At 70.1% G+C, this 19,022-nt stretch carries 21 protein-coding genes; 4 read left to right on the plus strand and 17 right to left on the minus strand.

All coding sequences use genetic code 11. The annotated features are described in order from the left end of the window. Positions 1-2: 2 nt before the first annotated feature. The 6 genes from ABN611_RS35250 to ABN611_RS35275 form a co-directional block, all read right to left on the minus strand. Complete coding sequence (locus ABN611_RS35250; RefSeq protein ID WP_350276623.1) at positions 3-626, minus strand: class I SAM-dependent methyltransferase; 624 nt, start codon at positions 624-626, stop codon at positions 3-5. A 140-nt stretch (positions 627-766) separates the two neighbouring features. Further along, entirely contained in the window at positions 767-1,651 is an 885-nt protein-coding gene (locus ABN611_RS35255; protein ID WP_350276624.1) for a carbohydrate ABC transporter permease, read from the minus strand. Beyond that, positions 1,651-2,613, minus strand: coding sequence for a sugar ABC transporter permease (locus ABN611_RS35260; protein ID WP_350276625.1), 963 nt, complete (start codon positions 2,611-2,613; stop codon positions 1,651-1,653). The genes ABN611_RS35255 and ABN611_RS35260 overlap by 1 nt, the downstream gene beginning before the upstream one ends. Next, entirely contained in the window at positions 2,610-3,893 is a 1,284-nt protein-coding gene (locus ABN611_RS35265; RefSeq protein ID WP_350276626.1) for an extracellular solute-binding protein, read from the minus strand. Before ABN611_RS35265 ends, ABN611_RS35260 begins: the two co-directional genes overlap by 4 nt. A gap of 208 nt (positions 3,894-4,101) precedes the next feature. Beyond that, positions 4,102-6,237: a 3-hydroxyacyl-CoA dehydrogenase NAD-binding domain-containing protein gene (locus ABN611_RS35270; RefSeq protein ID WP_350276627.1), complete on the minus strand. Its 2,136-nt coding sequence runs from the start codon at positions 6,235-6,237 to the stop codon at positions 4,102-4,104. Continuing rightward, complete coding sequence (locus tag ABN611_RS35275) at positions 6,234-7,451, minus strand: acetyl-CoA C-acetyltransferase (RefSeq protein WP_350276628.1); 1,218 nt, start codon at positions 7,449-7,451, stop codon at positions 6,234-6,236. The genes ABN611_RS35270 and ABN611_RS35275 overlap by 4 nt, the downstream gene beginning before the upstream one ends. 61 nt (positions 7,452-7,512) lie before the next feature. On the opposite strand from ABN611_RS35275, the gene ABN611_RS35280 reads away from it, so the two are divergent. Then, positions 7,513-8,250 carry a MerR family transcriptional regulator gene (locus ABN611_RS35280; protein WP_350276629.1) on the plus strand — a complete coding sequence of 246 codons (738 nt, stop codon included), beginning with the start codon at positions 7,513-7,515 and terminating at the stop codon, positions 8,248-8,250. Here the strand turns inward: ABN611_RS35280 and ABN611_RS35285 are convergent. From ABN611_RS35285 to ABN611_RS35335, 11 genes are read right to left on the minus strand one after another with little or no spacing between them, the layout of a single operon-like run. Beyond that, the gene (locus tag ABN611_RS35285) at positions 8,240-8,509 is read right to left on the minus strand and encodes an acylphosphatase (protein ID WP_350276630.1); all 270 of its coding nucleotides are present in this window, start codon (positions 8,507-8,509) and stop codon (positions 8,240-8,242) included. The two genes, ABN611_RS35280 and ABN611_RS35285, sit on opposite strands and share 11 nt — an antisense overlap. Next, the gene (locus ABN611_RS35290) at positions 8,506-8,784 is read right to left on the minus strand and encodes a DUF6510 family protein (protein WP_350276631.1); all 279 of its coding nucleotides are present in this window, start codon (positions 8,782-8,784) and stop codon (positions 8,506-8,508) included. Before ABN611_RS35290 ends, ABN611_RS35285 begins: the two co-directional genes overlap by 4 nt. Further along, positions 8,781-9,527: a ferredoxin reductase gene (locus ABN611_RS35295; RefSeq protein WP_350276632.1), complete on the minus strand. Its 747-nt coding sequence runs from the start codon at positions 9,525-9,527 to the stop codon at positions 8,781-8,783. The genes ABN611_RS35290 and ABN611_RS35295 overlap by 4 nt, the downstream gene beginning before the upstream one ends. Continuing rightward, on the minus strand, positions 9,497-10,093 hold the full coding sequence (locus ABN611_RS35300) for a sulfite oxidase-like oxidoreductase (protein WP_350276633.1): 597 nt from the start codon (positions 10,091-10,093) through the stop codon (positions 9,497-9,499). Before ABN611_RS35300 ends, ABN611_RS35295 begins: the two co-directional genes overlap by 31 nt. Positions 10,094-10,135: 42 nt before the next feature. Beyond that, positions 10,136-11,278 (minus strand): acyl-CoA dehydrogenase family protein, encoded by a 1,143-nt coding sequence (locus tag ABN611_RS35305; protein ID WP_350276634.1) that lies wholly within the window; start codon positions 11,276-11,278, stop codon positions 10,136-10,138. Positions 11,279-11,291: 13 nt separating this feature from the next. Beyond that, positions 11,292-12,413, minus strand: coding sequence for a CaiB/BaiF CoA-transferase family protein (locus ABN611_RS35310; RefSeq protein WP_350276635.1), 1,122 nt, complete (start codon positions 12,411-12,413; stop codon positions 11,292-11,294). Between the two features lie 34 nt (positions 12,414-12,447). Further along, a complete protein-coding gene (locus ABN611_RS35315) occupies positions 12,448-12,837 on the minus strand; it encodes a hypothetical protein (protein WP_350276636.1) in 390 nt (129 codons plus the stop codon). Further along, a complete protein-coding gene (locus tag ABN611_RS35320; protein WP_350276637.1) occupies positions 12,834-13,559 on the minus strand; it encodes an NAD(P)H-binding protein in 726 nt (241 codons plus the stop codon). Before ABN611_RS35320 ends, ABN611_RS35315 begins: the two co-directional genes overlap by 4 nt. 13 nt (positions 13,560-13,572) lie before the next feature. Continuing rightward, positions 13,573-14,484, minus strand: a complete 912-nt coding sequence (gene sigJ, locus ABN611_RS35325) for an RNA polymerase sigma factor SigJ (RefSeq protein ID WP_350276638.1) — start codon at positions 14,482-14,484, stop codon at positions 13,573-13,575. A gap of 4 nt (positions 14,485-14,488) precedes the next feature. Continuing rightward, positions 14,489-15,052, minus strand: coding sequence for a DinB family protein (locus ABN611_RS35330; protein ID WP_350276639.1), 564 nt, complete (start codon positions 15,050-15,052; stop codon positions 14,489-14,491). Further along, positions 15,049-16,500, minus strand: coding sequence for a cobyric acid synthase (locus tag ABN611_RS35335; RefSeq protein ID WP_350276640.1), 1,452 nt, complete (start codon positions 16,498-16,500; stop codon positions 15,049-15,051). The genes ABN611_RS35330 and ABN611_RS35335 overlap by 4 nt, the downstream gene beginning before the upstream one ends. 42 nt (positions 16,501-16,542) lie before the next feature. On the opposite strand from ABN611_RS35335, the gene ABN611_RS35340 reads away from it, so the two are divergent. Genes ABN611_RS35340 through ABN611_RS35350 form a run of 3 tightly spaced genes read left to right on the plus strand, consistent with a single transcriptional unit; the run spans position 16,543 to position 18,954 of the window. After that, positions 16,543-16,842, plus strand: coding sequence for a GNAT family N-acetyltransferase (locus tag ABN611_RS35340; RefSeq protein WP_350276641.1), 300 nt, complete (start codon positions 16,543-16,545; stop codon positions 16,840-16,842). Next, positions 16,839-17,369, plus strand: a complete 531-nt coding sequence (locus ABN611_RS35345) for a YbaK/EbsC family protein (protein ID WP_350276642.1) — start codon at positions 16,839-16,841, stop codon at positions 17,367-17,369. The genes ABN611_RS35340 and ABN611_RS35345 overlap by 4 nt, the downstream gene beginning before the upstream one ends. A gap of 16 nt (positions 17,370-17,385) precedes the next feature. Then, complete coding sequence (locus ABN611_RS35350; protein ID WP_350276643.1) at positions 17,386-18,954, plus strand: response regulator transcription factor; 1,569 nt, start codon at positions 17,386-17,388, stop codon at positions 18,952-18,954. Positions 18,955-19,022 lie beyond the last annotated feature (68 nt).

Below are 19,022 nucleotides of genomic sequence, written 5' to 3' on the forward strand. Positions count from 1 at the left end.
GTTCAGTCCCGCCGAATGGTCGCCAGCCAGGCTGAGGCGCCGTTGTCGTGGATGCGAGTCTCCAGCCTTCGCGGCTCGATGCTCACGACGGTCCAGCCCGCCGAGAAGGCCGTCATCAGATCGTCCTGGCTGACGGCGTGCGGAACCGGTTCGGGACCTTCGCCGCTGAAGCTGACGACGTACAGCATCGCGCCCGGCCTCGCGGCCCGCGCGAGACTCCCGGCGTACGCCGCCTGCTCACTTGCGTCGAACGTGTGGAACAACGCGCTGTCGAGGATGGTCTCGAAGGTCCGGCCGAGCCGCTCGAGATGCAGCGCGTCGCCCACAACGAACTCAGCCTCCACACCGCGCTCCGCCGCCTTCCGCCGCGCGGCGTCGATCGCGGTCTCCGCGACGTCCACACCGAGCACCGCCACACCGAGCGCGGCGACGTACAACGCGTTCTCTCCGCTACCACACCCCGCGTCGAGCACCGCCCCACCGAACGCACCCCGCCCGGCCAACTCCACAACCACCGGCTGCGGCCCCGAGATCTCCCAGGGCGCGGGCCCGTCCCGGTACGACGCATCCCACGGCCGCCCCGCCCGCCGCTCATGACTCGTCAACCGCCGATCACCTGCACCCATCGGGCCCTCCTCCCTTCAAACGCTAGCGTCTCCTGGCGTGGAGCATCCGAAGGAAGTTGTACGACGTGGCTACGACGCACTGTCGCGGCGGCACGACGAGGCGACCGGTGTCCGGTTGCGGGCGGTGTATGAGGTGCGGGTCAGTCTTTGATGCCGGATTGGGTTACGCCTTGGATCAGGTAGCGCTGGAGGAAGGCGAAGATCAGGACCAGGGGGAGGATCGACACGGCGACGGCCATGAAGAGCTCGTGGATGTTGATGGTTTGGGCGGTGATGAACGTCGACATCGCCACCTGGATGGTCCAGGACGACGAGTCCTGGCCGATGACCAGCGGCCACAGGAACGAGTTCCAGTTGCCGATGAACGTGATCGCCGCCAGCGCCGCGAAGAACGGCAGTGAGTTCGGTACGACGATCCGCCAGAACACCCCGAAATGACCCGCACCGTCGACCCGCGCCGCCTCCTCCAGCTCCCGCGGAAAACCCAGGAAATACTGCCGGAAAAGGAACGCCGCGAACCCGCTGAACAGCGTAGGGATGATCAGCCCCCGCAACGACGACACCCACCCGAGCGACGACACCACGATGAACGACGGGATGAACGTCACCGCTCCTGGGATCATCAGCGTCGCCACGATCGCGTAGAAGATCTTGTCCGCGTGCCGATACGGGATCCGCGCCAGCCCGTACCCCGCCATCGATGCCAGCAGCAACTGTCCCGCCGTACCCAGCACCCCGACCACCGCGGAGTTGTACATCGCACGCGCCATCGGCACCTGCGTGTCGTTGAACAGCTCCGGGATGTTCCCCCACTGCAGTTCCGAGGGGAACAGCGTCCACGTCGGCGCCGTGATGTCCGCCTCGGTGGACAGCGCGTTGCGCAGGATCAGGTAGAACGGCAGCAGGAACAGCACCACCGCGACGAACAGCGCGAGCCACCGCAGCACCGTGCCGACCCGGCCCAGCGTCGTCTGCCGGAATCCGATCGGCTGCGGTGTGCCTGTCGTACGTTCGGACACAGCCATCAGTCACCCGCCTTTCCGAAGCCGAAGATCCGGTTCTGCAGCAGTGTCACGAGCATGATGATGACCGCCAGGATCAGCGCGCCGGCCGAGCCGTGGCCGAGGTCCTGGATCGACCCGAGCGAGATGCCGTACAGGTAGACCAGCGGCGGCCGCGCGTAGTTCACGTTGCCGACCAGGTTGTAGAACTCGTCGAACGCCTGGTACGCCGCGATCAGGTTCAGGATCAGTACGGCGACCGACGTCGCGCGCAGCTGCGGCAACGTGATGTACCGGAACACCTGCCACCCGGGCTTCGCCCCGTCGACGTACGCCGCCTCGTACAACGTCGGCGAGATCCGCTGCAGTCCGGCGATGAACAGGATCATGTAGAACCCGAGCTGCAGCCACAGCCGGACCGTGACGAGCGGGATCCAGTACCACGGCGGGTCGACCGTGGACAGCCACGCGATGTTCTCGATGCCGAACCAGCCGAGCACCGTGTTCGCGAGCCCGAACCGTACGCCGTTGAAGATCGACAGCTTCCAGATCAGCGACGCGACGACGTATGAGCACGCGGTCGGCAGGAAGAACACCGACCGGAAGAACGCCCGCGCGACCTTCACCTGGTTGACCAGCAACGCCAGCGCCAGCGAGAGCACGAACGTCAGCGGCACGATGAACACCGCGAAGATCGTGAACGTGCCCAGGCTGGACAGGAAGTTCCGGTCGGTGAGCATGTCGACGTAGTTCTGCAGGCCGACGAACTTCGACGGCGTCACCGTGTTGTAGGCCTCGAAGAAACTGAGGACCAGACTCCACAGGATCGGCAGGTAGGAGAAGATCAGCAGCCCGAGCACGAACGGCCCGACGAACAGCCAGAACCACAAGGTGTTGCCGGCGATGCCCTTCTGCCGCCGTCGCCGCGGCCCTCGCCGCTCACCAGCGGCGGCGGGGTCCGCGGACGTCTTGACCGGAGCGCTCATCCGAACAACCGCGACAGTTCGTCGTTGACGGTCTTCTCCGCCTTGGCGATCTCGGCGGCTGGGTCGGCTCCCTTCTTGATGACGTTGGTGAGCATGTCACCGAAGGCCGTCCCCATCTTCGGCGTCCAGGCCGGATCGTCGGTGTGGCCGTACTCCTGGTTGAGCTTGACGGTGTCGGCGGCGACACCGCTCTGCAGCTTGGAGGCCTTCGCCGCGAGGCTCTTCCGGGGCGGGATGTGGAAGCCGTAGTTCAGCGACCAGTCCTCCTGGAAGTCCTCCTTCTCGATCCACAGCCATTTCACGAACTTCTTCGCCGCCTCGACGTTCGCGCTCTTCGCGGAGACGAACTGCGTCCAGCCGCCGGAGTACACGGCCGGCTTGTTCGACGCGTCGAGCGCCGGGAACGGGATCACCCCGAGGTCGTCGCCGAGCACCTTCTGCATGCCGGGCACCGCCCACATGCCGATCCACTGCATCGCCACCAGGCCCTGGTTGATCGCGCCCGGGTCGGTCCAGTCGGTGGGCGAGCCGAGCAGGATGCTCTTGCTCGCGTACAGCTCGCGCAGCTTCCCGAACATCTTCGCGGGCCCCTCGCCGCTGAAGCCAGGCTTGTGGTCCTTCGTCAGCCGGTCGCCACCGGCCGCCCAGAGCGCCGGGCTGCCGAGCGCCAGGCCGCCGTCGTTGCCGACGAAGATGCCCTTCACCTTGTTGGTGGTGAGTTCCTTGGCGGCGGCGATCAGGTCGTCGATCGTCTCCGGCGGCTTGATGCCGGCCTTGTCGAGCATCGACTTGCGGTAGTAGATCACCTGCGGGTCGATGATCATCCGGACGCCGTAGATCTTGCCGTCGACGGTGTTGGTGGCCAGGTCACCGGGCAGGAAGTCGTCCTTGACGTCGGCGATGATGTCGTCGAGCGCCACCACCTGGTTGCTCTTCACCATGCCGATGTTCAACTGGCTCTCGAAGACGTCGGGCCCCTTGCTGGACAGCAGCCCGGACGACAGCTTGCTGCCGTAGTCACCCGGCGTCCACTGCACCGCGACGTTCGCGTCGGTGTAGGCCTTGGCGTACTTCTGCGCCGCCTGCTGGGTGCCGGCCTCGCCGTACTGGTGGTACCACTGCGACAGGGTGACCTTCGCCCCGCCGCCTCCCCCGTCCGTGGACGGTCGTCCGGTGTTGCCGCCACAGGCTGCCGTGAAGGCGGCGAGCGCGGCGAGGCCGCCGGTTCGCTTGAGCAGATCCCGCCGGGTCAGACCGGCGTTCGGAACATGAGCAGGCATGAATTCCACCTTCCCGAGAGGGAACGTCGCAGGGGTACGACGCACGGTTCCGAGTTACTTAACGGGGTTAAGCATCTCTGATGTTGGCACACGGTACTACAAGTGAATCGTTGTAGAAGTGCCAGCACCATGTCTCAAAAGCGCGCCCGGCGCAAGACCGGACGCGCCGTGCCCTGAGCGATTGTGTGCAGTTGATATCCGCTCGTGATCAGCCGAAGATCTCGCCCGCCGCTGCCTTCCGCAACAGCGACGCCGGCGGTTCGAAGCGAGCGCCGTACGTCGCCGCGAGCTCCCGCGCGCGGTCGGCAAAGGCTTCCAGGCCGTAGGCGTTCACGTACTGCAACGCGCCGCCGTGCAGCGGCGGGAACCCGATCCCGAAGATCGACCCGATGTTCGCGTCCGGCACCGACCGCAGCACCCCCTCGTCCAGGCACTTCACCGTCTCGAGCGCCATCGCGAACAGCATCCGCTCCTGCAGGTCGATCAGCGGTACGTCGGACCGCTGGGCGAAGTGTTCGCGCAGCCCCGGCCACAACCGCTTCGGCCCGTCCGCCGGGTAGTCGTAGAACCCGGCCCCAGCCGCCTTGCCACGCCGGTCGAACTCGTTGACGAGCCGATCGGTCACCGCCATCCCGGGGTGGTCGTCGAACGCGCCCGCACTGTCGCCCGCCGCCCGCGCGGCGTCCCGGATCTTCTGCGGCAGCGTCAGCGTGACCTCGTCGAGCATCGCCAGCGGCGGCGCCGGGAACCCGGCCAGGGTCGCGGCGCGCTCGATCGTCACCGGGTCGACGCCCTCCGCGACCATCGCGGCGCCCTCCATCACGAGCGTGCCGAACACCCGCGAGGTGAAGAACCCGCGGCTGTCGTTCACCACGATCGGCGTCTTCCGGAGCTGCCGTACGACGTCGTACGCCCGCGCGATCGCCCGGTCCGAGGTCTTCGCGCCGGCGATCAGCTCGACCAGTGGCATCCGGTCGACCGGCGAGAAGAAGTGCATGCCGATGAAGTCGTCGGGCCTGTCGATCCCGTCGGCGAGCGAGGTGATCGGCAGCGTCGAGGTGTTCGAGCAGAGCAGCGCGTCCGGCTCGACCACGCCGGCGATCTCGGCGAACACCTTCTGCTTCAGACCCGTGTCCTCGAAGACCGCCTCGACCACCAGGTCGCAGCCGGCCAGGTCGTTCGGGTCCGCGGTCGGCGTGATCCGGCTCAGGAACGCCTCCACGTCCGCCGCGGTCGTCCGGCCCTTCGCCACCTGCTTCGCGAGCAGCTTCTCGGAGTACGTCTTGCCCTTCTCGGCCGCCTCCAGCGAGACGTCCTTCAGCACGACCTCGATCCCGGCCTTCGCGCACACGTAGGCGATCCCGGCGCCCATCATCCCGGCGCCGAGCACGCCGACCTTGCGCGCGGTGTACTTCGGTACGTCGGACGGCCGCGACCCGCCGGCGTTGATCGACTGCAGGTCGAAGAAGAACGCCTGGATCATGTTCTTCGCGATCTGCCCGGTCGCGAGCGAGACGAAGTACCGCGACTCGATCCGGGACGCGGTCTCGAAGTCGACCTGGCTGCCCTCGACCGCGGCGCTCATGATCGCCCGCGGCGCCGGGTACGGCGCGCCCTTGAGCTGCTTGCGCAGGTTCGCCGGGAACGCCGGCAGGAACGCGGCCAGCTTCGGCGAGGACGGCGTACCGCCCGGGATCTTGTAACCGTCGCGGTCCCACGGCTGCTTCGCGTCGCCGTCGTACGTCGTGATCCACCGACGAGCCGCGGCGAGCAGGTCATCCGCGGGCACCACCTCGTCGACGATGCCGACGCTCAGCGCGTGCGCCGGCTTCATCCGCTGGCCCTGCAGCAGGACCTTCATCAGCGCGTCCTGGAGGCCGAGCATCCGCACCGTGCGGGTCACTCCCCCGCCGCCCGGCAGCAGCCCGAGCGTGACCTCGGGAACGCCGAGCTCGATGCGGCTGTCGTCGGCGACGATCCGGTGGTGGCACGCGAGCGCGATCTCCAGTCCACCGCCGAGTGCCGACCCGTTGATCGCGGCGACCACGGGGACGCCGAGCGTCTCCAGCGTGCGCAACTGCCGCTTGACCAGCTCGATCGTCTCGAACACCTGGGCCGCGTCCGACGGCTGGATCCGCGACAGCATCTGCAAATTCCCGCCGGCGAAGAACGTGGACTTCGCGCTCGTCACGATCACGCCCTTGAGCAGCGCCTTCTCGGCGACCAGGCGGTCGACGGTCCGGCCCATTGCCTCGACGTACGCGTCGTTCATCGTGTTCGCGGAGGCGTCCGGGTCGTTCAGCGTCAGCGTGACGACACCGGCGTCGTTCTTCCACTCGATCATGCCGCCAGCCTCTCGATGATCGTCGCCACGCCCATCCCGCCGCCGACGCACAACGTCGCCAGGCCGTAGCGGAGCTCGCGGCGCTCCAGTTCGTCCAGCAGGGTCCCGATCAGCATCGCGCCGGTGGCGCCGAGCGGGTGGCCGAGCGCGATCGCGCCGCCGTTCACGTTCACCTTCTCGTGCGGTACGCCGAGATCCTTCATGAAGTGCATGACCGCGGCCGCGAACGCCTCGTTCATCTCGAACAGGTCGATGTCGCCGACCTCCAGCCCGGCCTTCGCCAGCGCCTTGCGGGCAGCCGGCGCGGGGCCGGTCAGCATGATCGTCGGGTCCGCGCCGCTGACACCGGTGGCGACCACCCGGCCGCGCGGCGCCTGACCGAGCGCCTCGCCGGCCTTCTCGTTGCCGACAGCAACCAGCGCCGCGCCGTCCACGATCCCGGACGAGTTGCCGGCGTGGTGCACGTGGTTGATCCGCTCGACGGTCAGGTACTTCTCCAGCGCGACCGAGTCGAACCCGCCGTGCTCACCGATCGCCTCGAACGACAGCGGCAGGCCGGCCAGCGTCTCGACCGACGTCCCGGGCCGCACGAGCTGGTCGTGGTCGAGGATCCGCAGGCCGTTGCGGTCGACGACCGGTACGACGGACCGCCCGAAGTACCCGTTCGCCCACGCCTTCGCGGCCCGCGCGTGCGACTCGGCGGCGTACGCGTCGACATCGGTCCGGGAGAAGCCGTCCAGGGTCGCGATCAGGTCCGCGCTGATGCCCTGCGGGATGAACCCGGTCCGCAGCGCGGTCTCCGGGTCCATCGCCCACGCGCCGCCGTCGGAGCCCATCTTCACCCGCGACATCGACTCGACGCCGCCGGCCAGGATGAAGTCCTCCCAGCCGGACCGGACCCGCTGCGCCGCCTGGTTCACGGCCTCCAGGCCCGAGGCACAGAACCGGTTGAGCTGCACGCCGCCGGTGGTCTCCGGGTAGCCGGCCATCAGCACCGCGGTCCGCGCGATGTCCATGCCCTGGTCGCCGATCGGCGTCACGACCCCGAGTACGACGTCGTCGATCGCGGCCGGGTCCAGGTCCGGGTGCCGGGTGCGCAGCTCCTCCAGCAGGCCGGTGATCAGCTGGATCGGCTTGACCTCGTGCAGCGCACCACTGGGCTTGCCCTTGCCGCGCGGCGTCCGCAGCGCGTCGTACAGGAAGGCTTCGGTCATGAGGCGATTGTGACAGCAGTACTGTCACGGTGGTCAAGGGGCACTCGTTATGATCTCGGCCATGTCGGAAGTGGCGGGGGACGCGACTCTCACGGTGGACGAGCTGTCCGCGCGGGTCGGGATGACGGTGCGCACACTGCGCTTCTACGCGGGCCGGGGCTTGATCCCGCCGCCGATCCGCCGCGGCCGGGTCGGGTACTACGGCGCGGAGCACATCGCGCGCCTCGATCTCGTGCGGGAACTGCAGGCGCACGGGTTCACGCTGCAGGCCATCGAGGGGTACCTGGAGCGCATCCCCAGCGACGCGACCCCGCAGGACATCGCGCTGCACCGCACCCTGCTGACCCCGTGGATGCGGGACCTGCCGGAGACGCTGGACCGGGCGGCGCTGGTACGGCGTACCGGCCGGGAGCTGTCCGACGACGACATCGAGATGCTGGTCGCGCTCGGGGTGGTCGAGCCGACGCCGGATGAGGACGTGTTCCAGGTCGCGACCGCGCACCTCAGCCTCGGCGTGGAGCTGCTCGACCTGGACCTGCCGGTCGAGGCGGTGCTCGACGCGGGCCGGATCTTCACCGAGCACGGCCGCGCGATCGCCGAGGAGTTGACCGAGGTGTTCCGCACCAAGGTCTGGCCGCACTACCGCGACTCCGGCGGCCCGCCCGAACACATCCAGCAGCTCGTCGAGCGCTTCAAGCCGGTCACCATCCAGGGCCTCGTGCTGGCGTACGAACGCGCCGTCGGCGAGACCCAGCGCGACACCATCCGCCGTACGCAGAGCAAGCGCGCTAGTAGGTGATCGCGAAGCCGCCGCTCCCGGTCGGCGGCTCGTCGGTCACGTCGATCCGGTCCACCGCGGCGTGCGGCGGACCATGGCGCGCCCAGTCGACCATCCGGCCGACGTCGTCCTCGGGCCCCTCGAAGAACGCCTCGACGGTGCCGTCCGGGAGGTTGCGGACCCAGCCCGCGACGCCCGCTTCCTGAGCGGCCCGGCGGCAGCTCGCGCGGAAGAAGACGCCTTGGACCTGGCCGTGCACGACGACGCGGCGTGCGATCACGGGTTCGGGACGCGCAGGTACGTCAGGCCGCGGAGGTCCAGGTAGGTGTTGTCGGGAGTGCTGACCACGCGGAGCAGGACGGCCTCGCAGCCGTTGCAGCGGGCAACCATTCCGGGCGCGTCGACGTACACGCGCGCCTCCGCGAAGACCGCGGTCTTCCCGCAGCCGTTGCACTGGGCGGTCGCGGCCGTCAGGTCCACGGCGAACAGTTCGCTCAGGGCGCCGGCGGCCGCGTTGCCGTCGAGGTAGTTGGCTTGATCGTTGGCAGGGCTCATCCGAACCGCTCCGTTCTCACTTGGGCCGGATCGTGCCCGGCCGCGACCAGCAGGTCGGCCACCGCCTCCACGAACGGCGTCGGCCCGCAGACGTACGTCGTCGCGCCGTCGGCAGGCTTGAACGCGTGCTGCGCGATCGTCTCCGCGTCGATCCGCCCGACCCGCGGCTCCCCCGCCGGAGCCTCCCGCGTGTACACCAGCCGTACGTCGACGTCGTCCGAGCCGGCGAGCTCCTTCAGGTCGCTGACGTAGATCACCGCGTCCGGGCGCCGGACGGAGTACAGCAACCGCATCGGCGTCGTGCTCCCGGCCGCCGCGTGCGCCCGCAGCATCGCGCGCAACGGCACGACGCCCGACCCGCCGCCGATCAGCTGCACCGGGCCTTCCTGTTCCGGCTTCCACACGAACCAGCCGCCGACCGGGCCGCGGATCTCCAGCGGGTCCCCGGCCTTCAGTACGTCGACCAGGTACGGCGACACCTCGCCGTCCGGCAGCCGCTCGACGGTCAGCTCGATCGTCGAGCCACTGTCGGAGCCCGGCCACGCCGACGCGATCGAGTACGACCGGGACGCGCGGTACCCGTCCTCGGCCGTGAGTCGTACGTCGAGATGCTGGCCCGCGAGATGCCCGGGCCAGTCCGGGACGTCGAGCACGATCGTCCGGGCCGTCTCGGTCTCCCGCCGTACGTCCGTGACCGTGGCGACCTGCCACATCAGTCGCCGGCGTATCGCTGTTCTTTCCATGGGTCTCCGTACTCGTGGTAGCCGGCGGTCTCCCAGAAGCCGAGGTCCTCGGTGTCGGACAGCACGAGGCCGCGGACCCACTTGGCGCTCTTCCAGAAGTACAGGTGCGGGACGAGCAGCCGCGCGGGGCCGCCGTGCTCCGGGTCCAGGGGCTCGCCGTCGTACTCGTACGCGATCCAGGACTGCCCGTCGAGCAGGTCCTCGAGCGGCAGGTTCGTGGTGTAGCCGCCGTAGCTGTGCGCCATCGCGAAGTCCGCGCCGGTCTCGACGTCCTCGAGCAGCGTGTCCAGCGAGACGCCCTTCCAGGTCGTCTGCAGCTTGGACCAGCGGGTCACGCAGTGGATGTCCTTGGTGATCTCCTCGGCCGGCAACGCGGTCAGCGCCGCCCAGTCCCACTTGTACCGCTCACCGGTCTCGGTCGTGACCGTGAACTCCCAGTGCTCGGTCCGGATCTGCGGCGTGGGCCCCGCCGACAACACCGGAAACTCCCGCGTCAGATACTGCCCCGGCGGCAACTCCGCCCCACCCCGCCGCCGCCCCCCGAACCCCGGCGAAACGATCCCCATACCGACCTCCCTCGCTCCTGGAGGAAGTCAACCACGGTCAGGTCAGATTCCCATCGTGCGGCCGATGATTTCTTTCATGATTTCGGTGGTGCCGCCGTAGATGGTTTGGATGCGGGTGTCGAGGTAGGCCTTGGCGATGGGGTATTCGGTCATGAAGCCGTAGCCGCCGTGGAGTTGGAGGCAGCGGTCGACGACCTTCTTCTGGAGTTCGGTGGTCCACCATTTGGCCATTGCCGCCTCGGCTACCGTGAGGGTGCCGGCGTTCAGCTCCTGGATGCAGCGGTCGACGAAGACCCGTGCGATCTGCGTTTCGGTGGCGAGTTCCGCGAGGACGAAGCGGCTGTTCTGGAACGAGCCGATCGGGCGGCCGAACGCCTTGCGCTCCTTCACGTAGCGCAGTGTGTCGTCGAGCATGTTCTCGCAGGCCGCGGCCGCGACCACCGCGATCGTCAGCCGCTCCTGGGGCAGCTTCTCCATCAGGTAGACGAAGCCCCTGCCCTCCTCGCCGAGCAGGTTCGCCGCCGGCACCCGGACGTCGTCGAAGAACAGTTCGGCGGTGTCCTGCGCCTTGAGCCCGATCTTGTCCAGGTTCCGCCCGCGCTCGAACCCCGGCATCCCGCGCTCGACGACGAGCAGCGAGATGCCCTGCGCCCCGGCCGCCGGATCGGTCTTGGCCACCACGATCACCAGGTCCGCGAGGATGCCGTTCGAGATGAACGTCTTCTGCCCGTTCAGCACGTAGTGGTCGCCGTCGCGGCGCGCGGTGGTCTGGATGCCCTGCAGGTCGCTGCCGGCCCCGGGCTCGGTCATCGCGATCGCCGTGATCGTCTCCCCCGAGCAGAACGCGGGCAGCCACCGCCGCTTCTGCTCCTCGGTCGCGTAATCGAGCAGGTACGCCGAATTGATGTCGGTGTGGATGGTGAACCCGACGCCGCTCGCCCGAACCCGGGTCAGCTCCTCGATCAGCACGGTGTTGAACCGGAAGTCCCGCGCACCGCCCCCGCCGTACTCCTCCGGCATCATGAACCCGAGCAGGCCCGCGGCCCCGGCGGCCGTCCACAGTTCCCGCGGGACGATCCCGGCCTCCTCCCAGCTGTCGTGGTGCGGCACGATCTCCTTGTCGCAGAACGACCGCACGGTCTCCCGGAAGGCGTCGTGATCGGCGTCGAAGAGCTGACGTTCCACAGGCGGGTTCCTTTCAGTTCTGGACGGCGGCGCCGGACTCCAGCAGTGCGTCGACATCGGTGACACCCCAGTCCGTGAGCGCCTCGCGGGTGTGCTGCCCCGCCCGCGCGGGCGGGCGGTCCAGGCTGGTCGGCGTACGGTCGAAGCGCGGCGCGGGCGCCGCCTGCCGGACGCCGTGGTGCTCCACGAAGGTGCCGCGGGCAACGAGATGCGGATGGTCAGCGGCCAGCGGCAGCACCGGCGCGACGCACGCGTCCGAGCCGTCGAACAGCTCGGTCCACTCCGCCTGCGTCCGCTGCCGGAACGCCTCGGTCAGCACCTTCCGCAGCTCTGGCCAGTGCGCCGGGTCGTCGCGGTCCGGTGCGTCGACGCCCAGCTTGTCGATCAGCTCCGCGTAGAACTGCGGCTCGAGCGCACCGACCGCGACGTGCTTCCCGTCAGCCGTCTCGTAGACGTCGTAGAACGGCGCACCGGTATCGAGCAGGTTCGTCCCGCGCTCCTGCCGCCACGACCCGGCCGCGAGGGCGCCGAGCAGCATCGTGGTCAGATGCGCCGCGCCGTCGACGATCGCCGCGTCCACGACCTGTCCCCGCCCGCCGCGCTGCGCGTCGTGAAGCGCCGCGAGGACGCCGATCACGAGATAGAGCGAGCCACCGGCGAAGTCACCGAGCAGGTTCGCCGGCACCTGCGGCGGTCCGCCGGCCCGACCGATCAGGTGCAGCGCACCCGACAACGCCAGGTAGTCGATGTCATGGCCCGCGGACTGCGCCAGCGGCCCGTCCTGCCCCCAGCCGGTCATCCGCCCGTAGACCAGCCGCGGATTGACCGCGTGACAGTCCTCGGGTCCCAGCCCGAGCCGCTCGGCGACCCCGGGCCGGAACCCCTCGACCAGTACGTCGGCCTGTGCGACGAGGCGACGTACGACATCCACCGCCGCGGGCTGTTTCAGGTCCAGCGCCACGCTCCGGCGGCCGCGGTTGACGAGGTCGAGCTCGGGCGGCCCGAGGGACAGTCCGCCGCCGGGGCGGTCGATCCGGAGCACCTCGGCGCCGAGTTCGGCGAGCAGCATGCACGCGAACGGCGCCGGGCCGAGACCGGCCAGCTCGACCACCTTCACGCCCTCGAGTGGACCCATGGCGGCTATTGTGACAGTCCTACTGTCACAGTCGTCAAGTCATCCTGCGTGCCCCGGCCAGCGCGGTCAGCGGCAGCAACACCATCAGGCTCACGAAGGTGGCGAGCACGATCGACCAGCCGACCTCGTCGCCGTGCAGATGGCCGAGGTGGAACACGGCGTGCGGCAGCGAGAACACGACGTACGCCAGCAGTGCCAGCATCGCGAGGAACCGGTCGAACCGGATCACGGCGGCGATCAGTACGACGCTCAGCCCGAGCGACGCCGCCCCGAAGTCGCGGAACGCGTGCTCCGCGTACGGCGGATCCCAGTCGACGGTCGGCACATGGTCGTAGAAGCTCTTCGGCACGAAGGTCAGCCACACCCCGAGCACCAGCTGCAGCGCGGCGAAGATCACCAGCACCGCGCGCACATAGCCCCTCACCGCAGGTACTCCGCGAACGTGATCCGCCCGTACTCCGGCCCGTCGACCGTTGCCGCGCCGGCGGCGAACGCCTTGAACGTCTTCCCCGGCACCCACAGCGGTACGACGGGCCGCCGGGACGAGCGGGCCTGCTTCCAGAGCCGGGCCAGTTCGACGACGGGCCGGCGTTCGGGGCCGCCGATGTCCGCCGCCCGGCCCTTGACCGCGGGCTGTTCGACGAGTTCGGCGAGCCGTACCGCGACCTCGTCGACCGAGATCGGCTGCAGGGTGACCGCCGGGGCGAGCAGCGCCGGGAGGAAGCGCTCGGCGCCGAAGACCCGGTCGATCAGGTTGTGGAACTGGGTCGCGCGCAGGATCGTGTAGGGCACCCCGGACTCGGCGACCAGGCGCTCGGCCTCGAGCTTGGACCTGTAGTACGGCAGCGGGATCCGGTCGATGCCGGCGATCGACATCACGATCAGGTTCCGGACGCCGGAGGCGGCGGCGAGCAGGTGCCGGGTCTGCTCGACGTCTTTGCTGCCCGAGCTGGTGGCCAGGTGCACGACCACGTCGGACCCGTCGAAGGCTTCGGCGAGTCCGGCGCCGGTGGTCAGGTCGCCGACGGCGCGGTCGGGGCCGGGTTTCCGGCTGAGCACCCGGACCTGGTGGCCGGCGGCCTGGAGCCGGGCCACGGTCGGCCGGCCGAGGGTGCCGGTTCCGCCGGTGACAAGGATGGAGGTCATGGGTTTCCTTTCGTCACCAGCTCAGATCGGACAGCCTCCCGATGTGTGACAACTGGCCGGCGGCGAAGGCCAGCTTGTCCGGATTCATCACGAACTCCAGGGCGGTGACACCGTCCGGGCCGATGGTCACGAAGCAGATCGCGACCACCTCGCCGTCGGGGCCGATCGCGACCAGCGCCGGTCCGCCGTTCGCCTCGGCCAGGTGCGCCTCGATGCCGCCACCGAACCGCTGCAGCGCCCCGGCCACGTAGCGCGCGACGCGGCTCCGGCCGGCCACCACGTTGCGGGCCGCGGACACCTTGCCGCCGCTGTCGGCGCGGGACACAACGTCCTCGGCCAGCAGCTTCTCCAGCTCCTCGATCTCCCCCAGCCGTGCCGCCGCGATGAAGCGCTCGACCAGCTTCCGCCACCCGGCCCGGTCGACCGGCTGCTCGTTCGGCGCCTCGGCGGCCAGCTTCTTGCTCGCCCGGGACCCCAGCTGCCGCGCGTTCGCCTCCGAGGTCCCGATCAGCTCGGCCACCTCGCGGTACCCGTACGCGAACGCCTCGTGCAGCACGTACGCCGCTCGCTCGGCCGGCGTGAGCCGTTCGAGCAGGAGCAGCAACGCGAACGACACCGACTCCCGCTCCGCGACGACCTCCAGCGGCCCGAGCGCGTCGAACTCGGCCCGCCCGGTCAGCACCGGCTCCGGCATCCACTGGCCGACGTACAGCTCCCGCCTGGCCCGCGCCGACGTGAGCTGCTTGATCGCGAGGTTGGTGACGATCTTCGCGAGGTACGCGTCCGGGTCGCGGACCGTCGTCCGGTCGGCGTCCTGCCAGCGCAGCCACGCGTCCTGCAGGACCTCCTCGGCGTCGGTCGCCGTCCCCGTCATCCGGTAGGCGATCCCGAACAGCCGCCCGCGGAGACGCTCGAAGTCATCCACGGCCTCAGTCTGACAGGAACGTCTCCGCGGCCCGCTGGATCGTCGTGTAGTACTCCGTCCAGCCGGCCTCGTCGAGGGCGTCCGCGTCCCGGCCGCCCTGGCCGTCGATGAGTTCGCGGACGATGTCCGCGTGGCCGGCGTGGTGGGCGGTCTCGTCGACGACCCGGACCAGCAAGGCGCCGAACGTCGTCGCGCGCTTCCCCTCGGCCCAGTGCGGGACCTCGGCGGGGTGGTCGAGGTCGAGCTCGGCGATCGACCGGTCGCTGTGCGCACAGGCCTCGCGGTAGAGGCCGGTAATGTACTCCGTCGACTCGGTCGGCTTGGCCCACATGTCGGCGCCCTCCCACACCGATCCGTCGGCCTCCCACGGCAGCGGCTCCGCCGGCGGCCGGCCGACACTGGTCCCGAGGTACACGTACTCGATCCCGACCAGGTGCTTCACCAGCCCGAGCAGGTTCGTACCGGACGGCACGAGCGGCCGGCGCCGGTCGTACTCGCTCAGCCCGTCCAGCTTCGCGAGCAGCAGCGCCCGGGTGTCCTGGAGGTAGTCCTGCAGCACGGTCTTCATGGTGCTCCCGGTGGGACGAAGGGGACGGCTGGTGCGCCGTTCTCGATCAGGTGCAGCAGGGCCGAGGTGTCGGCGTGTTCGTCGATCATGTCGGCCAGGCGGTCCAGCCGGGCCTCGCGCAGCCCGGCGAACGAGACCGAACCGTCAGGCGCCGGCTTGCCGGTCAGCGCTGCCACCTCGCGCAGGAAGGCATGGCGGGCGGCGTCGTCGTCCAGGAGACCGTGCCAGATCGTGCCCCAGGTGTTGCCGCTGCGACAGCCGCCGGGGAACTCCTCGGCGTCACCGATCACGTCGACTACACCGTGGTGGATCTCGTACGCCGTGCGCGCCGGCCGCCGGAGCACCTTCTCCCGGCTGAACACGGTTGTGACCGGCAACAACCCCAGTCCGGGGTGATCACCACCGGTCTCCACCCCGTGCGGATCGGAGACGGATGATCCGAGAGCCTGGTACCCACCACAAATTCCCAGCACTGGACGGCGTTCGGCGACGCGGGCCGCGATCGCGTCGGCGAGGCCGTTCTCGCGGAGCCAGGCCAGGTCGGACACCGTCGCGCGGGACCCCGGCAGGACGACCAGGTCCGCGTCCCGGACCTCCCCCGGACTGGTGGTGAAGAACACGCTGTTGGTCGGCTCCACGGCGAGCGCGTCCAGGTCGGTGAAGTTGCTGATCCGCGGGAACCGCACGACCGCGATCGTCAGCAGGTCGCCCGGCGAGGTCCGGCGGGCCGGGATGTCGAGCGCGTCCTCGGAGTCCAGCCAGAGCTCGGGCAGCCACGGCAGGACGCCGTACGTCGGCCGGCCCGTCACGGACGTCAGCATGTCGATGCCCGGCCGCAACAGCGACACGTCGCCGCGGAACTTGTTCACCAGGAACCCGCTGATCAGGGCCTGGTCGGCCGCGTCGAGCAGCGCGACCGTGCCGAACATCGAGGCGAACACTCCCCCGCGGTCGATGTCGCCGACCACCACGACCGGCGCCTTCGTGTGCTGCGCGAGTCCCATGTTCACGTAGTCGGACTGCCGCAGGTTGATCTCTGCTGGGCTGCCCGCGCCCTCGCTGATCACCACGTCGTACCGCGACGCGAGATCGTCGTACGCCGCGAACGCCGCCTTCGCGAGCTCGGCGCGCTCGGTGAGGAAGCCGCGCGCGGACAGCTCGCCCCACGGCTCCCCCATCAGCACGACGTGACTGCGCCGGTCGCTGCCCGGCTTGAGCAGCACCGGGTTCATCGCGGCCTCGGGCTCGGCGCCGGCCGCGACGGCCTGGATCCACTGCGCGCGCCCGATCTCGGTGCCGTCGGCGCAGACCATCGAGTTGTTCGACATGTTCTGCGCCTTATACGGCGCGACCCGCACGCCCTGCCGCGCCAGCCACCGGCACAACCCGGTGACGACCGTCGTCTTCCCGGCGTCGGACGTCGTACCGGCGATCAGCAGCGAACCCACGCGGTCATCCTAGGGTTCGCGCCGCTGGTTACAGTGGCGGGCATGGAGAACGAGATCACCGTGGTGGACGCCAAGGAGCGCAGCCGGTACGAGGCGCACGACGCCGAGGGGACGCTGATGGGCTTCGTCGACTACAAGCTGCACCCGGGCGTCATCAGCTTCCTGCACGCCGAGACGCTGCCGGAGTACCGCGGCCGCGGGGTGGCCGGCACGATCGCGACGAAGTCCCTCGACGACGCGCGCGCCCTCGGGCTCCGGGTGAAGCCTGCCTGCCCGTTCTACCAGGACTTCCTCGAGGAGCACCCCGAGTACGCCGACCTGACCAACAGGAGTGCCGAATGACCGGGCCGGTGCTGGGCAAGCTGGAGTGGCAGCCCGCGGCCGACGTCCCGGAGCTGCTCGCCGCGCCGGTGCGAGACGCGCTCGGCGACCTCCCGGCGTACGCCGCCCCGATCGACGCCGAGCTCGCGGACACCGCGGCGTTCTGCGCGGAGTACGACGTACCGCTGGCCGCCTCGGCGAACTGTGTGGTCGTGCTCGGCAAGCGCGCCGGCGAGGAGTCGTACGCCGCGGTGCTGGTGCTGGCCACCGACCGGGCCGACGTGAACGGCGTGGTCCGCAAGCACCTCGGCGTCCGGAAGATCTCGTTCGCGGCGCAGGACGACGCGGTCGGCACGACCGGCATGGAGTACGGCGGGATCACGCCGGTCGGGCTGCCCGCGGACTGGCCGGTGCTGGTCGACGAGGCCGTCGTCCAGGCCGGACCGGTGGTGATCGGCAGCGGCATCCGCGGCTCGAAGCTGCTGATCGACGGCACCGAGCTCGCCAAGTTGCCGACGGCAACCGTGCTGGAACTCGCCCAGCACTGAGCGGCAGCAGCACGGGATGGAGCAGCACGACTGGCCCGCCGAGTACGCCGAGCTGACGGCGGCCGACCGGCGCGCCCCGCTGCCGCCCGGGGACCTCGACCGGCTCGCGGTCGCCGCCTTCGTCCTCGGTCACGACGACGAGGTGGCGGCGCACCGCGAGCGCGCGTATGAGGCGCATCTCGCCGCGGGCGACGTGCCGGCCGCGATCCGCAGCGGCTTCTGGCTCGGGTTCCACCTGCAGACCCGCGGTGAGCTGGCCCGGGCCGCCGGCTGGCAGGCGCGGATCGAGCGCCTCGTGCCACCCGAGCAGCCGCAGCTCGCCGGGCTGCTCGCGATGGCCGACGCGGCGTTGACGATGAACTCCGGCGACCCGGCCGCGGCCCTCCCGCTCTTCGAACAGAACCTTCGCTGGGCGACCGAGCCGGACGCGATCGTGCTGGCCGCGCTCGGCCGGGGCAACTGCCTCGCGATGCTCGGCCGCGGCGCCGAGGCCTTGAAGGCGCTGGACGAGGCGATGGTGCACGTGACCGCGAGCGAGGTCGGCCCCGAGGTCGCCGGCATGGCCTACTGCTCGGTGATCGCCCGCTGCCTCGACCAGTACGACATCCGTCGCGCGCAGGAATGGACGCAGGCGTTGACCGGCTGGTGCGACCAGCAGACCGGCCTCGTGCCGTACCGCGGTACGTGCCTGGTGCACCGCGCGCAGATCCTGCAGTTCCGCGGCGCCTGGTCCGACGCCGCGGAGGCGGCCGCGGACGCCTGCCGCAGGCTGACCGCGGGCGCCGTCGGCTCGGCGTGGTACCGGCTCGCGGAGGTCGAGCGGCAGCGCGGCCGGTACGACGAAGCGGAACGTGCGTACGTCGCCGCGGCCGCGGATGGGACCGACGTCCAGCCCGGTCTCGCGCTGTTGCGCGCGTACCAGGGCCAGGTCGGCGCCGCCGTCGCCGGGCTCGAACGCGCGCTGGCCGAGGACCGGCTCGCCGCCAACCGCCCGCTGCTGCTGGCGGCGCGGGTCTCGATCGCGCTCGACACGGCCGACCGCGAGACCGCGCGGAAGGCGGCCGCCGAGCTGCACGACCTGGCGCGCGCGGACTCGCCGTACCTGCAGGCGCTCGCGGCGTACTGCGAGGGTGCGGTGCGGATCGCGTGCGGTGATCCACAGGGCGCGATCCCGCTGTTGCGGCGGGCGTGGACGTTGTGGCAGCGGCTGGAGATGCCGTTCGAGGGCGCGCAGACCCGCGTGCTGGTCGCGCAGGCGTGCCGGGCGCTCGGGGACGTCGACGCCGAGCAGATGGAGCTCGATGGCGCGCGGTCCGTCTTCGAACGCCTGGGTGCGATCGAGCAGCTGACCGCGCTGGACCAACTCGCCCAGCCCTTCGACGGCACGGGCCTGTCGCCCCGGGAGCTCGACGTACTGCGGGTGCTCGCGACCGGGGCCACCAATCGCGCGATCGCCAACGAACTGTTCCTCAGCGAGCGGACGGTGGCGCGGCACGTCAGCAACATCTTCGCGAAGCTGAACGTGTCCAGCCGGTCGGCGGCCACCGCGTGGGCGCTGCAGCACGGCGTCAATACACAGAAATGACCAACCGACCCGACCGAAGATGGCGTGATCGGCTGATGTCGCGCGACCGGCAGCCGCTTAGCTTGGGG

Source organism: Kribbella sp. HUAS MG21, from assembly GCF_040254265.1.
GTDB lineage: Bacteria > Actinomycetota > Actinomycetes > Propionibacteriales > Kribbellaceae > Kribbella.

What these genes read in the sequence shown, in the direction of transcription:
- ABN611_RS35330 (WP_350276639.1), bottom strand. Translation starts at nt 15,052, where the DNA reads ATGAAGACCGTGCTGCAGGACTACCTCCAGGACACCCGGGCGCTGCTG.
- ABN611_RS35255 (WP_350276624.1), bottom strand. Translation starts at nt 1,651, where the DNA reads ATGGCTGTGTCCGAACGTACGACAGGCACACCGCAGCCGATCGGATTC.
- ABN611_RS35265 (WP_350276626.1), bottom strand. Translation starts at nt 3,893, where the DNA reads ATGCCTGCTCATGTTCCGAACGCCGGTCTGACCCGGCGGGATCTGCTC.
- ABN611_RS35290 (WP_350276631.1), bottom strand. Translation starts at nt 8,784, where the DNA reads ATGAGCCCTGCCAACGATCAAGCCAACTACCTCGACGGCAACGCGGCC.
- ABN611_RS35275 (WP_350276628.1), bottom strand. Translation starts at nt 7,451, where the DNA reads ATGACCGAAGCCTTCCTGTACGACGCGCTGCGGACGCCGCGCGGCAAG.
- ABN611_RS35320 (WP_350276637.1), bottom strand. Translation starts at nt 13,559, where the DNA reads ATGACCTCCATCCTTGTCACCGGCGGAACCGGCACCCTCGGCCGGCCG.
- ABN611_RS35280 (WP_350276629.1), top strand. Translation starts at nt 7,513, where the DNA reads ATGTCGGAAGTGGCGGGGGACGCGACTCTCACGGTGGACGAGCTGTCC.
- ABN611_RS35270 (WP_350276627.1), bottom strand. Translation starts at nt 6,237, where the DNA reads ATGATCGAGTGGAAGAACGACGCCGGTGTCGTCACGCTGACGCTGAAC.
- ABN611_RS35260 (WP_350276625.1), bottom strand. Translation starts at nt 2,613, where the DNA reads ATGAGCGCTCCGGTCAAGACGTCCGCGGACCCCGCCGCCGCTGGTGAG.
- ABN611_RS35300 (WP_350276633.1), bottom strand. Translation starts at nt 10,093, where the DNA reads ATGGGGATCGTTTCGCCGGGGTTCGGGGGGCGGCGGCGGGGTGGGGCG.
- ABN611_RS35340 (WP_350276641.1), top strand. Translation starts at nt 16,543, where the DNA reads ATGGAGAACGAGATCACCGTGGTGGACGCCAAGGAGCGCAGCCGGTAC.
- ABN611_RS35250 (WP_350276623.1), bottom strand. Translation starts at nt 626, where the DNA reads ATGGGTGCAGGTGATCGGCGGTTGACGAGTCATGAGCGGCGGGCGGGG.
- ABN611_RS35345 (WP_350276642.1), top strand. Translation starts at nt 16,839, where the DNA reads ATGACCGGGCCGGTGCTGGGCAAGCTGGAGTGGCAGCCCGCGGCCGAC.
- ABN611_RS35350 (WP_350276643.1), top strand. Translation starts at nt 17,386, where the DNA reads ATGGAGCAGCACGACTGGCCCGCCGAGTACGCCGAGCTGACGGCGGCC.
- ABN611_RS35310 (WP_350276635.1), bottom strand. Translation starts at nt 12,413, where the DNA reads ATGGGTCCACTCGAGGGCGTGAAGGTGGTCGAGCTGGCCGGTCTCGGC.
- ABN611_RS35295 (WP_350276632.1), bottom strand. Translation starts at nt 9,527, where the DNA reads ATGGAAAGAACAGCGATACGCCGGCGACTGATGTGGCAGGTCGCCACG.